At 57.3% G+C, this 12,671-nt stretch carries 12 protein-coding genes and 1 pseudogene; 7 read left to right on the forward strand and 6 right to left on the reverse strand.

The window, feature by feature from the left end; all coding sequences use genetic code 11:
• Nucleotides 1-53: 53 nt before the first annotated feature.
• The 6 genes from paaA (at nucleotide 54) to paaZ (ending at nucleotide 5,908) form a co-directional block, all read left to right on the forward strand.
• Entirely contained in the window at nucleotides 54-1,046 is a 993-nt protein-coding gene (gene paaA, locus K0B93_RS08875; RefSeq protein WP_219866866.1) for a 1,2-phenylacetyl-CoA epoxidase subunit PaaA, read from the forward strand.
• 17 nt (nucleotides 1,047-1,063) lie between these two features.
• Entirely contained in the window at nucleotides 1,064-1,345 is a 282-nt protein-coding gene (gene paaB, locus K0B93_RS08880; protein ID WP_219866867.1) for a 1,2-phenylacetyl-CoA epoxidase subunit PaaB, read from the forward strand.
• Between the two features lie 11 nt (nucleotides 1,346-1,356).
• Nucleotides 1,357-2,121, forward strand: coding sequence for a 1,2-phenylacetyl-CoA epoxidase subunit PaaC (gene paaC, locus K0B93_RS08885; protein WP_219866868.1), 765 nt, complete (start codon nucleotides 1,357-1,359; stop codon nucleotides 2,119-2,121).
• Nucleotides 2,105-2,674, forward strand: a complete 570-nt coding sequence (paaD, locus tag K0B93_RS08890) for a 1,2-phenylacetyl-CoA epoxidase subunit PaaD (protein ID WP_219866869.1) — start codon at nucleotides 2,105-2,107, stop codon at nucleotides 2,672-2,674. Before paaC ends, paaD begins: the two co-directional genes overlap by 17 nt.
• A 13-nt stretch (nucleotides 2,675-2,687) precedes the next feature.
• On the forward strand, nucleotides 2,688-3,767 hold the full coding sequence (paaE, locus tag K0B93_RS08895) for a 1,2-phenylacetyl-CoA epoxidase subunit PaaE (protein ID WP_219866870.1): 1,080 nt from the start codon (nucleotides 2,688-2,690) through the stop codon (nucleotides 3,765-3,767).
• A 95-nt stretch (nucleotides 3,768-3,862) separates the two neighbouring features.
• The gene (gene paaZ, locus K0B93_RS08900; protein WP_219866871.1) at nucleotides 3,863-5,908 is read left to right on the forward strand and encodes a phenylacetic acid degradation bifunctional protein PaaZ; all 2,046 of its coding nucleotides are present in this window, start codon (nucleotides 3,863-3,865) and stop codon (nucleotides 5,906-5,908) included.
• 121 nt (nucleotides 5,909-6,029) lie between these two features.
• Here the strand turns inward: paaZ and K0B93_RS19265 are convergent, their stop codons facing one another.
• The 6 genes and pseudogenes from K0B93_RS19265 to K0B93_RS08925 all read right to left on the reverse strand — a co-directional run bounded on the left by K0B93_RS19265 (nucleotide 6,030) and on the right by K0B93_RS08925 (nucleotide 11,306).
• Nucleotides 6,030-6,734, reverse strand: a complete 705-nt coding sequence (locus tag K0B93_RS19265; protein ID WP_324125400.1) for an ABC transporter ATP-binding protein — start codon at nucleotides 6,732-6,734, stop codon at nucleotides 6,030-6,032.
• 210 nt (nucleotides 6,735-6,944) lie between these two features.
• Nucleotides 6,945-7,394, reverse strand: a pseudogene (locus K0B93_RS19270) (hemerythrin domain-containing protein); the annotation flags it as partial.
• A gap of 17 nt (nucleotides 7,395-7,411) precedes the next feature.
• Nucleotides 7,412-8,170, reverse strand: a complete 759-nt coding sequence (locus K0B93_RS08910; protein WP_219866873.1) for an ABC transporter ATP-binding protein — start codon at nucleotides 8,168-8,170, stop codon at nucleotides 7,412-7,414.
• Complete coding sequence (locus K0B93_RS08915) at nucleotides 8,167-9,177, reverse strand: branched-chain amino acid ABC transporter permease (protein WP_219866874.1); 1,011 nt, start codon at nucleotides 9,175-9,177, stop codon at nucleotides 8,167-8,169. Before K0B93_RS08915 ends, K0B93_RS08910 begins: the two co-directional genes overlap by 4 nt.
• Nucleotides 9,177-10,052 carry a branched-chain amino acid ABC transporter permease gene (locus K0B93_RS08920; protein ID WP_219866875.1) on the reverse strand — a complete coding sequence of 292 codons (876 nt, stop codon included), beginning with the start codon at nucleotides 10,050-10,052 and terminating at the stop codon, nucleotides 9,177-9,179. The genes K0B93_RS08915 and K0B93_RS08920 overlap by 1 nt, the downstream gene beginning before the upstream one ends.
• Before the next feature lie 96 nt (nucleotides 10,053-10,148).
• Nucleotides 10,149-11,306: an ABC transporter substrate-binding protein gene (locus tag K0B93_RS08925; RefSeq protein ID WP_219866876.1), complete on the reverse strand. Its 1,158-nt coding sequence runs from the start codon at nucleotides 11,304-11,306 to the stop codon at nucleotides 10,149-10,151.
• A 407-nt stretch (nucleotides 11,307-11,713) separates the two neighbouring features.
• Between K0B93_RS08925 and paaX the strand changes: the two genes are divergently transcribed.
• Nucleotides 11,714-12,661, forward strand: coding sequence for a phenylacetic acid degradation operon negative regulatory protein PaaX (gene paaX, locus K0B93_RS08930; protein WP_219866877.1), 948 nt, complete (start codon nucleotides 11,714-11,716; stop codon nucleotides 12,659-12,661).
• Nucleotides 12,662-12,671: the final 10 nt, after the last annotated feature.

Genomic DNA, 12,671 nt, shown 5'->3' on the forward strand with positions numbered 1-12,671 from the left:
GATAGGACTGTTCACGGAGCAACAGAACAAAAAGCCCGATTCGGAGGTAATGTATGTACGCCCAGCTCGTTGAAACCGGCAGCAAGCGCCTTAAAACCTTGGAAGAGATGTCGCCCGAAGAGCGCGCGTTCCAGGAAAAGGTCGATGCGGAAACGAAAATTGAACCGAAAAACTGGATGCCGGAAGGGTACCGTAAGACCCTGATCCGCCAGATTTCCCAGCACGCCCACTCGGAAGTGGTCGGCATGCTGCCGGAAGGCAACTGGGTAACCCGGGCTCCCACTCTCAAGCGCAAGCTTCAGCTGATGGCCAAGATCCAGGATGAAGCCGGACATGGCCTGTACCTTTACAGCGCCATGGAGACTCTGGGCGCTGACCGCGACGAAGAAATCGAGAAACTGCACCAGGGCAAGGCCAAGTACTCCAGCATCTTCAACTACCCGACCCTGAACTGGGCCGATATGGGTGCGGTTGGCTGGCTGGTCGACGGCGCCGCCATCGTTAACCAGGTGGTGCTGCAGCGCACCTCTTATGGCCCCTACTCCCGCGCCATGATTCGCATCTGTAAGGAAGAGAGTTTCCACCAGCGTCAGGGCTACCAGATCCTGCTGGACATGATGCGCGAAGGCACCGAAGAACAGAAAGCCATGGTTCAGGACGCGATTAACCGTCTGTGGTGGCCGGCACTGATGATGTTTGGCCCGCATGACGACGAATCCCCCAACTCGCAGCAGTCCATGGCCTGGAAAATCAAGCGTAAGAGCAACGACGAACTGCGCCAGATGTTCATCGACCAGACCGTGCCGCAGCTTGAGTTCCTGGGATGCACCGCGCCTGACCCGGACCTGAAATGGAACGAAGAAACCGGCCACTACGATTTCGGTGAAATCAACTGGCAGGAATTCTACGACGTTCTGAAGGGTAACGGCCCGTGCAACCGCGAGCGTATCAGCACTCGCAAGAAAGCAATCGACGAAGGCGCCTGGGTTCGCGAAGCCGCCGTCGCCTATGCCAAAAAACAAAAGCAGCGCGCAGAAGCCGCTTGATATCGGAGGAATCTATTATGTCTGAATGGCGCCTATACGAAGTCTTTGTTCGCAGCAAGCATGGTCTCAATCACAAGCACGTTGGCAGCGTGCACGCTTCCGATGCAGAAATGGCCATGGAAAATGCCCGCGATCTCTACACACGCCGTAGTGAGGGTGTGAGCATCTGGGTTGTGCCTTCCGAAACGATCACCGCGTCTGCGTCCGACGAAAAAGAGGTCCTTTTCGATCCCTCTGAAGACAAAATCTACAGGCACGCCTCTTTCTACGAGCTGCCTGACGAAGTCGGACACATGTAAGGAGCGTTGGCATGACACAATCTGAAGCACTCAAAGAATACCTGCTTCGCCTGGCAGACTCCGACATGATTCTTGGCCAGCGCCTTAGCGAGCTGTGTGGCAAGGCGCCCGCGCTCGAGGAAGAGATGGCACTGATGAACGTTGCACTCGACCTCGTCGGCCAGGCCCGCAACTGGTACGAGTATGCCGCTGAGCTGATTGACGATGGCCGGGATGCCGACAAGCTGGCCTTCCGCCGGGATGCCCATGACTATCGCAACTTGCTCCTGACCGAGCAGCCGAACGAAGACTATGCGGTCACCATGGGCCGGCAATTCTTTTTCGATGTCTGGCACTACTTCACCCTCAAGAGCCTGAGCGAAGCCAATGACGAGCGGATTGCCGGCGTTGCAGCCAAGGCGCTCAAGGAAGCCACCTACCACCTCCGTCGGTCATCCGAGTGGGTGAAACGCCTGGGTGATGGCACCGAAGAAAGCCATCGCCGCATGCAGGATGCGATCGATATCCTGTGGCGCTTCACAGGCGAGTTGATCACCCCGGACGAAACCGATGAGCTGATGGCGAAGGCCGGCATTGGCCCGGACCCTGAGCAGCTTAAGAACGACTGGCATGGTCTGGTCAGTGAAGTGCTCGCTCAGGCCACCCTGACTCCCGGCGCCGAAGATGCCTGGATGTATATGGGCGGAAAACACGGCGAACACACCGAACATCTTGGTTTCATTCTGGCAGAAATGCAGTTTCTGCAGAGGGCCTATCCCGATGCCAAAACATGGTGATTCCGACGCAAGGTCAGCGGTAGATATCCTGATCGCCAGCGACCGGGTACCGGCCAACGCTCGCCCCGATCTGCTGACCGAGAAAGATATCTGGGCTCTTCTGGAAGAGGTTAAGGACCCCGAGGTGCCGGCGGTAAGCGTCGTGGAACTCGGTATTGTCCGGGCGGTTCGATGGGACGGGAAAGAACTGTCCGTCGATGTCACGCCAACCTATTCCGGCTGCCCGGCCACTGAGCTGATTGAAGAACTGATTTCGGAGGCCCTGCGCGCGGCGGGGTTCCGGAATCCGAGGATCAATCAAGTGCTGACCCCCGCCTGGACCACCGACTGGATCACAGACGAAGGCAAAGAGAAGCTAAGAGCGTTCGGAATCGCACCGCCCCAGGGCAGCTCCAGCAAAATGAGCCTGCTCGGCGAACCCGAGGTCATCACCTGCCCCCGTTGCGGCAGCCACGAGACCGAGCGGGTGAGCGAATTTGGATCGACCGCCTGCAAGGCGCTTTATCGTTGCAGGGAATGTCTCGAACCCTTCGACTATTTCAAATGCATCTAGAGCCGATACGATCATGAATAAATTCTACCCACTGACCCTCAAAGAGGTCAGACCTGAAACAAGAAACGCCGTATCACTGTCTTTCGATCTGCCAAATGACCTGGCAGACAAGTTTGCCTACAAGCAAGGCCAGCATCTGGTGGTCAGAACAAAAATGAACGGCGAGGAAGTCCGCCGCTCATACTCTATCTGCACCAGCGTTAATGATCAGAATCTCCGGATTGCCATCAAAAAGGTTCCCGGTGGCGTGTTTTCCACGTTTGCCAATGAGCAGCTCAAGCCCGGAGAAACCCTGGAAGTCATGCCGCCACAGGGTCATTTTTCTGTGGATCTGGACCCCGAGCGTGAAGGCAACTATCTCGCGGTTGCAGCCGGTAGTGGCATCACGCCCATCCTGTCCATCATCAAGACCACCCTTGAGACCGAGCCCAAGAGTGAAGTCACTCTCTTCTACGGCAACAAGGCGACCAGCAGTACTATGTTCCGGGACGAGCTTCAGGACCTGAAGAACGAGTACATGGCGCGCTTCAACCTGGTCTATATCTTCACCCGCGAAGAGCAGGACATCGACCTGTACAACGGCCGCATCGACCACGAGAAGTGTGATGCGCTGTTCGACCACTGGATCAATGCCAAGGACCTGACCGCGGCGTTCATTTGCGGCCCCCAGCTGATGACCGAGACAGTGCGCGACTCTCTGCTCCGCCATGGCATGGACAAGAGCAAGGTCCATTTCGAGCTGTTTACCCCGGCTGGTGGGGCGCCCCAGGCTCGCAAGGACCGTGCAGACATCAAGGTCGATCCACAGTCCATCAGTGAAGTCACCGTGATCGCCGACGGCCGGTCACTGACCTTCCCGCTGGTGCGCGACACCAAGAGCATTCTCGACGCCGGCAACGAGGAAGGCGCAGACCTGCCCTTCTCCTGCAAAGCCGGCGTTTGCTCAACCTGCCGCGCCAAGGTGGTGGAAGGCGAAGTGGAAATGGACCAGAACTTCGCACTGGAGGATTACGAGGTCGAAGCAGGCTACGTACTCTCCTGCCAATGCTACCCGGTCTCCGACAAGGTTGTTCTCGACTACGACGAAATGTAAGTCGTTTTTCGACAACTGCCCATCCAGACCCGACAAAGGCAAGTCCTGTATGACAGGACTTGCCTTCACGTTTTCAGAAATGAACGGAGTTTCCAATGTCAGTCCTGAAAAGTTTCATCGCCGGCCAGTGGGTCGGCGAGCAGGCCGCCAAGGCTCTGCCCAGCGCCGTGAATGGCGAGATCGTGGCCCACACCCACGACGATACCCTTGATTTCAAAGATGCCGTTGAATATGGCCGTAAGGTTGGCGGCAAGAACCTGATGGCGATGGATTTCCAGGAGCGTGCCCTGGCCCTGAAGGCTATGGCCATGTACCTGCAGGAGCACAAGAAGGAGCTGTACGCACTGTCGATGCACACTGGCGCCAGCAAGGGCGACAACGGTATCGATATTGATGGTGGCTTCGGTACCCTGTTTTCCTACGCCAGCATGGGCCGACGCGAGCTACCCTCAGGCAACGTCCTCCACGAGGGACCGGTGGTGCCACTGGGCAAGAACAACCACTTTGCCGGCACCCACATCATGGTGCCCCGCGGTGGTGTTGCCGTACACATTGATGCCTACAACTTCCCGGTCTGGGGCATGCTGGAGAAATTCGCACCCACGTTCCTGGCAGGCATGCCGTCCATCGTGAAGCCGGCCACGTCTACCTGCTACGTCACCGAACTGGCGGTTCGCCTGATGCAGGAATCCGGCGCCCTGCCCGAAGGCAGCCTGCAGTTAATCATCGGCAGCACCGGCGACCTGTTCGAGCACCTGGAAGAGCAGGACGTAGTGACCTTTACCGGTTCCGCAGCCACCGCACGCAAGTTGCGCAATCACCCGAATATCATCAATCGCTCCATCCCCTTCAATGCCGAAGCGGATTCCCTGAACAGCGCCATTCTGGCTCCGGACGTCACCCCAGAGCACGAGGAATTCGACATTTTCGTGAAGGAAGTCGGCCGTGAAATGACCGCCAAAGCCGGTCAGAAGTGTACGGCGATTCGTCGTGTCATGGTGCCCCGCGATCAGGTTGAGGCGGTCTGTGACAAGCTCAAGGAGCGCCTGTCCAAGGTGACTGTGGGCGATCCCTCCGTAGAGGGCGTTCGGATGGGGGCACTGGCCTCCATCGACCAGCTGGAGGATGTCAAAGCCAATATCCAGGAACTGCTGAAGACCAGCGAGCTGGTAGTTGGTGGCGATGACAACTTCAAGCCAACTGGCGAAGGCACCGAAAACGGCGCATTCATCGAGCCGCACCTGCTGTTGTGCCGCAATCCCGAAAACGGCTGTGGCGCCCACGATATCGAAGCGTTTGGCCCGGTCGCCACGGTTATCCCCTACGACACCATTGAGGATGCTCTGGCGCTTTCTGCCAAGGGCCGTGGCTCCCTGGTCACCACGCTGACCACTCGTGATCCGGCCATCGCTGGCAAGATCGTTCCAGCCTTGGCGGCCTACCACGGACGCCTGCACCTGTTGAACGCGGAAGCTGCCAAGGAATCCACCGGCCATGGTTCGCCACTGCCCATGCTCAAGCATGGCGGGCCGGGCCGAGCCGGTGGTGGTGAGGAGCTGGGTGGTATCCGTGCAGTTCACCATTACCTGCAGCGCACCTCGATCCAGGGCTCGCCCACGATGCTGGCCGCCGTGACCGGCGAATACGTTCGTGGTGCCGAACTGATTGAATACGACGTTCACCCGTTCCGTCGGCACTTCGAGGATCTGCAGATCAACGAATCCCTGCTGACCCACCGCCGCACTGTCACCGAAGCGGACATCGTCAACTTCGGCTGCCTGTCCGGTGATCATTTCTACATGCACTTTGATGAACTGGCCGCACGGGAATCCCAGTTCGGCAAGCGCATCGCCCACGGTTACTTTGTGCTGTCCGCGGCGGCCGGCCTGTTCGTTTCTCCCGGCGAAGGCCCGGTTCTGGCGAACTACGGCCTGGACACCCTCCGCTTTATCGAGCCGGTTGCACCGGGAGACACCATCCGGGCACGGCTGACCTGCAAGCGCAAAATCGATCAGGGTCGGACATCGCCGGACGGGCACCCACAGGGTGTCGTGGTCTGGGATGTACAGGTTCACAACCAGAACGACGAAATGGTTGCGAGCTACGATATCCTGACACTGGTTGCCAAGAAGCCCGAGTAAAACCGGGCTGCCAGATTTTCTCCCTGTCTTGGACCCCAGGGAGAAAGTCACAGGCAAATAAAAGGGGGACAGGTTTAGCGACCTGTCCCCCTTTTATTTGTGCTTCAAAAACGAGCTGGCGTTACATGCCCAGGTAGGCCTCACGGACTTTCTCGTTGCTCAGCAGTTCCTTGCCGGTGCCCTCAATCACCACGCGGCCGGTTTCGAGGACGTAGCCCCTATCGGCCAGAGCCAGCGCCTGGGAGGCATTCTGCTCAACCAGGAAGATGGTGATACCTTCCTTTTTCAGCTCCTTGACGATGTTGAAGATCTCTTCGATGATCAGCGGCGCCAGGCCCATGCTTGGTTCATCAAGCAGCAACAGCCGGGGGCGGGCCATCAGTGCGCGCCCCATGGCCAGCATCTGTTGCTGACCGCCGGAAAGCTCCCCGGCCAGGTTGTGACGCTTCTGCCGGAGAATCGGAAACTTGCCGTACATTCGCTCGAGATCCTCGGCGACTTCCGGGGTCCGGCCACGGGTGTAGGCCCCCAATAACAGGTTGTCATGGACACTCAAATCCTTGAATACCTGGCGTCCTTCCGGCACCTGAACGATGCCCTGACTGACCCTCTGATCGGTACCTACCTTGCCCAGATCCTTGCCCTCAAACAGCACACTGCCACGATCGACCGGTTGCAGACCGGAAATGGTCATCAACAAGGTTGATTTGCCGGCACCATTGGCCCCGACCAGCGACACGATCTCGCCACTGTTGATCTTGATATCGACGTCATGGAGGACTTCGATCTGGCCATAGGAGGTCACCAGGCCTTTGACGGACAGCAGTTCCTCCTTCTCGTGGGGGGCCGTCATACGCTCTTCGTGCTTCAGGCCAAGACCACCGAAACGCTCAGGCGTATAGCTGACAATCTGGTGGCGAAGCTCCCGGAACTCATCACGGACCCGTTCGCCGAACAGGGGATCGTTCTCCACGTCCCGGGCTTCAATGATTTGTTCCCAGTCCCCCTCGCTGAACAGATCGCGAGCTCTGGGGATCACCACGCCCTCTTCCTTGCGGATGTGTTTGCGCAGGGCTTCACTAAAGCGGGCCAGCGCATGACTGAACTGTTCACGCCCCTCCGGCCACTTTTCCATGCAGGCCTTGAGCAGCTGACGCAGCTCATTCACTTTCACATCGCCAATCTCATAGCCTTTGGAGAGCTTTTCCAGAAGCGGCACGGACTCCGGAGACTTTTCTCCGAGCAGCCGGTACAGCACAATCTCAGTGGGCTGACTGTGCACCCGACGGGCAAAGTGCTGAATGTAATCGAAAATGGTGGTCAACAGCTTTTCGTCCGGACGCTGTTGATTGATGTTCATGTCGTGCAGAAGCTGATCAAGAAGATCAAGCGTGCGCCAGAGCGCCTGGTGCTCCCGCACAATGGTCCCAATCGCCTGCTCACCACGTGACTGGGCAGGCGCAATTCCCGTGTTTTGCTGTGTCATTCGAATTGCCTCCTTACTCAGCCACCCAGATAGGCAGCGATAACATCCGGATTCTGGCGGATTTCTGCCGGGGTACCTTCGGCCAATACGCGGCCATAGTTGAGAACCAGAAGCCGGTCGGAAATACCCATCACCAGTTTCATGTCGTGTTCAACCAGCATCACCGTCGTACCCTCGTCGGCAATCTTCCGGATCAGCTGTTCCAGCGCCGCCGTCTCGGTTGCATTCAGGCCGGCCGCCGGCTCGTCAAGGAGAATGATCCGCGGCTCGGCGGCCAGTGCCCGGGCAATCTCGAGGCGTTTGAGCGCACCGTAGGACATGGCCGACGCCTCGGTCTCGAGATACTCCCCGCAGCCTACATATTCCATAAGCTCCGCAGCCCGCGCACGCGCGGCCGCCTCATCCCGGCGCAATGCCGGCAGACGGAACAACGTGGTGAACAGGTTACTCTTGAGCTTCAGATGACGACCGAGCATGACGTTTTCAATGGCGGTCATGTTCATACAGATCTGCATCTGCTGGAATGTCCGGCACATGCCCCGCTCGGCGAGCTCGTTGGGCTCGAGATCAGTCGTGCTCTCGCCATTCAACCGAATTTCGCCGCCCGTCGGCGTATACAGTCCAGTGATCAGATTGAACAGGGTGGTCTTGCCAGCGCCATTCGGACCAATCACCGAAAAGACCTGCCCGGCTTCTACCGCAAAGCTGACATCCTCAACCGCATGAACGCCACCGAAGGCCTTGTCCAGCCCCTTTACTTCAACCAGTGCACTCATGCGGCACCTCCGGCTTTTTTCTTACCCAGTTTCGTGGAAACGACTGCGGTCAAGGTAGGCAGAAGGCCTTTCGGCATGAAAATCATGGTCAGCATGAGAATCAGACCAAACATCACGGTCTCCAGCTCCTGGAAATCGGCCAGAACCTGAGGCAAGAGCTTCAACACGACGGCGCCCAGAATGACACCGAACGTCGACCCCATGCCGCCCAGCACGACCATGGTGATGAACAGAATGGAGAACTCGAAGCTTGCGACTGCCGGCGTGATGAAGCCCTGAAAGTGGGCATAGAGACTACCCATCAGGCTGGCGTAAACGGCAGAAATGACAAACACCAGGCTTTTGTATTTGGCGGTATTCACACCCACGACGCGGGCAGCAACTTCCGACCCGTGTACCGAGCGCAAGGCACGGCCAATCGGCGATTCAATCAGGTTCAGCGCGAACCAGACAGCCACCAGCAGGACCACACTGGCGAAGATGTACCAGGCCTGGAAGCCTTCAATCTGAAGACCAAACAGGGAGTACTGGCCAAACGTGCTCAATTCCCAGCCGAACACCTCAAACGCCGGAACCGGCATACCGTCTGGGCCGCCAGTAAGAGCACGCTCGTTGTTCAGGATAATGGCAATGATAAAACCGACGGCGAGGGTCGCCATGGACAGATAATGCCCCTTCAGCCTCAGGATCGGTCGCCCGACCACCCAGGCAATGATACCCACAACAACGGCACCAACCAGCAGCGCCGGCACTGACGGCCATCCGTAGGTCCCGGTTGCGATACCGGTGAAATAGGCCCCGAGGCCAAAGAAACCGGCGTGACCCAGACTGATCTGACCGGCGTAGCCTACCAGAAGGTTCAGGCCCACCACGGTGGCCGCAATAATTGCCATCTGGGTAACCAGCTCATAGTGAAACGGGTTACCGAGAAAGGCAGGAAGAATAATCAGAATCAGCGCGAGGACCATTACTCCCCGGAGGCGTGACTGCATAAGACGATTCAACATCAGACACGCTCCACTACTTTGGCACCAAACAATCCGCGGGGGAGGAAGAACAGCACCAGCAGGATCATGGAGAATGCAACGGCATCCTTGTAGTCGGAGGACAGGTAACCAGCCGACATTGCCTCGACCACGCCGAGCAGAAGCCCGCCGACAACCGCACCCAGACCACTGCCCAGACCGCCAATCGCCGCAGCAACGAAGCCCTTCAGGCCGAGGATGATGCCAATGTCATAAGAGGTGAACGTAATCGGGGCCACCACAATGCCGGCGACCGAGCCAAGCAGCGCAGATACCATGAACGCCAGCATCAGCACCATCTGTGTCCGGATGCCCACCAGGCGCGCCGCTTCCTTGTTCATGGACGTGGCCAGGATCGCTTTACCGATCAGCGTCCTGGTGAAGAACAGTACGAGCGCCACGACGAGCACGGCGCCAATGCCCAAAACCCATAGGCTCTGACTGTTCAGGACAGCGCCAAACACCTGAATCGGCTCGTCACTCGTGAAATTCTGCATCACGTGGTATTCCTTACCCCATACAATCTGGGCAATACCGCGGATAAAGATCGAGGCGCCGATGGTGATGATAATGAGAGTTACCACGTCTGCCTGCTTTGCCGGAGCAATGGCAAACCGCTGCAAAAGAATACCCAGAATTCCGGCCAGTACAACGGCAAGAACCACCGCAAGGATCATGGGCACGCCCATGGCGGTGAGGGACACGGTCGCCATACCGCCGATCATCAGGAACTCGCCCTGGGCGAAGTTGATCACGTGGCTGGCGTTATAGATGAGGGTAAAGCCAAGGGCGATCAATGCATAGGTTGCACCGATAGTAACCCCGGTAAAGAGATACTGTAAGAATTCCGAGAACATAGCCTAGATTCCGGTCGAACACCGGCTGACTGACTGCCCGCACCCTCTCGGGAACGGGCAGTCATCAGTCAGCGGAAAGACAAGTTACAGATAGGATCAGTCGATCAGCTTCCAGTCGCCATTCTGGACTTCCAGAATCCGGAACGAATCGGCATCAAGACCGTTGTGATCCTCAGGAGACATATTGAACTCGCCAGTCACACCAACGTAGCCACTGATGCTTTCCAGAGCGTCGCGAACGGCTTCCGGATCAGTGCTTCCTGCCTCTTCGATCGCGCGGACAGCCAGCATCAGGCCGTCGTATGCGTAGGCACCGAAGGTCGATACCTTGGAATCCCAGCGCGCTTCGTATTCCGACTTGTAGTTCTGAACCACCTCTTTCTGGGGATCAGATTCCGGCAGGGAATCCGGCACCAGAAGAGGTGAGGCGGGAAGACGAAGACCCTCGGCTGCATCACCGGCAAGCTCGAGGAAGCTATCGGATGCCACACCGTGAGACTGGTAGAACGGAAGTTCGATGCCCAGTTGGTTGTAGTTACGAGTAACAATGGCCGGGCCCTGCCCGAAACCGAAGTTCAATACAGCTTGAACACCGTCGGTATTCCGGATGTTGGTCAGCTGCGCGGTCATGTCGGTATCGGATCCACTGTAGGTCTCGTCGGCCACAATTTCGACACCCATCATCTCGGCGACTTCGAGCGTCTGGGCACGGCCAGAGCTACCAAAACCGCCGGTTCCGGAAATCAGACCCACTTTCGTCAGGCCACGCTCTTTCATATCACCCAGAACACGCTCGGCGGCCATACGGTCAGTTTGCGGCGTCTTGAAAACCCATTTCTTCACCGGTGTTGTAATAACCACTGCGCCAGCGAGTGAAATGAAAGGAACACCCGCTTGTTCCACCAGAGGAACAGCGGCCATTGTGGCACCGGTGGTACTCCCGCCTACGATAATATCAACCCGGTCAGAGCGAAGCAGACGGCTCGCAAAGTTACGGGCTGAGGAGGCATTACCTACGTCATCGTAATGAATCAGTTCGAGTTGACGCCCCAGGACACCACCATCTTCGTTGATCTTCTCGACGTACATCTCAAGCGTTTTCAGCTCGGGGTCACCGAGAAAGGAGGCTGGCCCTGTCACTGAGAGGAAGGACCCGATTTTGATTGGTTCGGCTGCCTGGGCGCTCATCATCATGAGACCAGCGGCAGCGACTGCTGCGCATTTACCCGCGCGACGCATCATTGTGCTAAGCATTGTTTTTGTTCTCCCGAATTGTGTGGGGGCTGAGCCACCCCGCTCTCGTATCTCAGAAATAAGACGGTGGCCTGACATTTTCGCTCCACTTTCGTGTCACGAATCACGGACCACCACCCCGCTTCAAACCGGCCCTTGCCTCACAGAACCAGACCAGAAAGACTCAGAACCTTCACCACCGGCAAAAAACTCGATACCGTTGACGAATATCAAACGAAGTTATTGTATCATAATTCCAGTGTCAACCGGTTTTGGTTTCATCCGGAAGCACTGTTGAGAGTAAAGTCGACCTTCGGCAAAGCCGCCAGTCTGGGCGCGGGTGAAGGGTGCGCTTTACCTCAACGGCAAGAACCGCATAATAGCGACACGACAAAGTTTCTTAATTTTATGAATTCGATACCAAAATCATGTCAGCCAAGACTCAGCTAGAAAACCTTGTAAAAGATTTTCAGAAAAAGCGCCCTCTCAGAGCGGGCTCACTCATCATTACCGTTTACGGTGACGCGATTGCGCCGAGAGGTGGCACAGTGTGGCTGGGCAGCCTTATGAAGCTGCTGGAACCCATAGGCATCAGCCAACGACTGATCAGAACGTCGGTCTATCGCTTGGTTCAGGAAACCTGGCTCCAGACCGAGCGGATCGGGCGATGCAGTTACTACAGCCTGACGGGCCCCGGACTCCGTCGATTCCAACAGGCTTTTCAACATGTCTACAGCATTACCAATGAGGAATGGAGCGGGAGCTGGTGCCTGGTCTTCCTGAACCAGCTGGATTCTGAGACGAAGCAGAAAGTCCGGGATGAGCTGAAGTGGCTCAGCTTTGGAAACATTGCACCCGGCGTCATGGAGCATCCCCGCTATACCCGCCACCAACTGATTCCGATGCTGCAGGAGTGGGGAGCACTGGACGACACTATTGTCATGCAGACCCAGCCTCTGGAACAGAAAAGCCCCAGAGCCCTCAGACTGCAAGTCCGGGAGAGTTGGAATCTGGACGAGCTGGCATACCGCTATCGCCACTTTCTCGAACAATTCAGACCGCTTTGGCGGGAATTGCAGTCAAATGACAACCTGACACCCCAGGAATGCCTGCTCGCCAGGATTCTGCTGATTCATGAGTACCGGAAAATTCTTCTGAGAGATCCGCAGCTGCCCGATGAGCTGCTTCCCGGAGACTGGGAGGGCCGAAGCGCTAAGCAACTGTGCCGGAACCTGTACCGGAAAATCTATGCCCGCGCCGAGCAATGGCTGGATGAACATCTTGAGAACGCCTCTGGCCCTCTGCCCCGTCCGAATGAGGCCTTTTACAAACGTTTCGGCGGCCTCAGGGAGACAGCCCAACCAATTGCCGAATAGCAAGACAGGC

This window comes from Marinobacter sp. F4218 (assembly GCF_019443085.1).
Taxonomy (GTDB): domain Bacteria; phylum Pseudomonadota; class Gammaproteobacteria; order Pseudomonadales; family Oleiphilaceae; genus Marinobacter; species Marinobacter albus.

What these genes read in the sequence shown, in the direction of transcription:
- paaZ (WP_219866871.1), top strand. Translation starts at nt 3,863, where the DNA reads ATGTCAGTCCTGAAAAGTTTCATCGCCGGCCAGTGGGTCGGCGAGCAG.
- paaA (WP_219866866.1), top strand. Translation starts at nt 54, where the DNA reads ATGTACGCCCAGCTCGTTGAAACCGGCAGCAAGCGCCTTAAAACCTTG.
- K0B93_RS08920 (WP_219866875.1), bottom strand. Translation starts at nt 10,052, where the DNA reads ATGTTCTCGGAATTCTTACAGTATCTCTTTACCGGGGTTACTATCGGT.
- K0B93_RS08910 (WP_219866873.1), bottom strand. Translation starts at nt 8,170, where the DNA reads ATGAGTGCACTGGTTGAAGTAAAGGGGCTGGACAAGGCCTTCGGTGGC.
- paaX (WP_219866877.1), top strand. Translation starts at nt 11,714, where the DNA reads ATGTCAGCCAAGACTCAGCTAGAAAACCTTGTAAAAGATTTTCAGAAA.
- K0B93_RS08925 (WP_219866876.1), bottom strand. Translation starts at nt 11,306, where the DNA reads ATGCTTAGCACAATGATGCGTCGCGCGGGTAAATGCGCAGCAGTCGCT.
- paaC (WP_219866868.1), top strand. Translation starts at nt 1,357, where the DNA reads ATGACACAATCTGAAGCACTCAAAGAATACCTGCTTCGCCTGGCAGAC.
- paaD (WP_219866869.1), top strand. Translation starts at nt 2,105, where the DNA reads ATGCCAAAACATGGTGATTCCGACGCAAGGTCAGCGGTAGATATCCTG.
- K0B93_RS08915 (WP_219866874.1), bottom strand. Translation starts at nt 9,177, where the DNA reads ATGTTGAATCGTCTTATGCAGTCACGCCTCCGGGGAGTAATGGTCCTC.
- paaB (WP_219866867.1), top strand. Translation starts at nt 1,064, where the DNA reads ATGTCTGAATGGCGCCTATACGAAGTCTTTGTTCGCAGCAAGCATGGT.
- paaE (WP_219866870.1), top strand. Translation starts at nt 2,688, where the DNA reads ATGAATAAATTCTACCCACTGACCCTCAAAGAGGTCAGACCTGAAACA.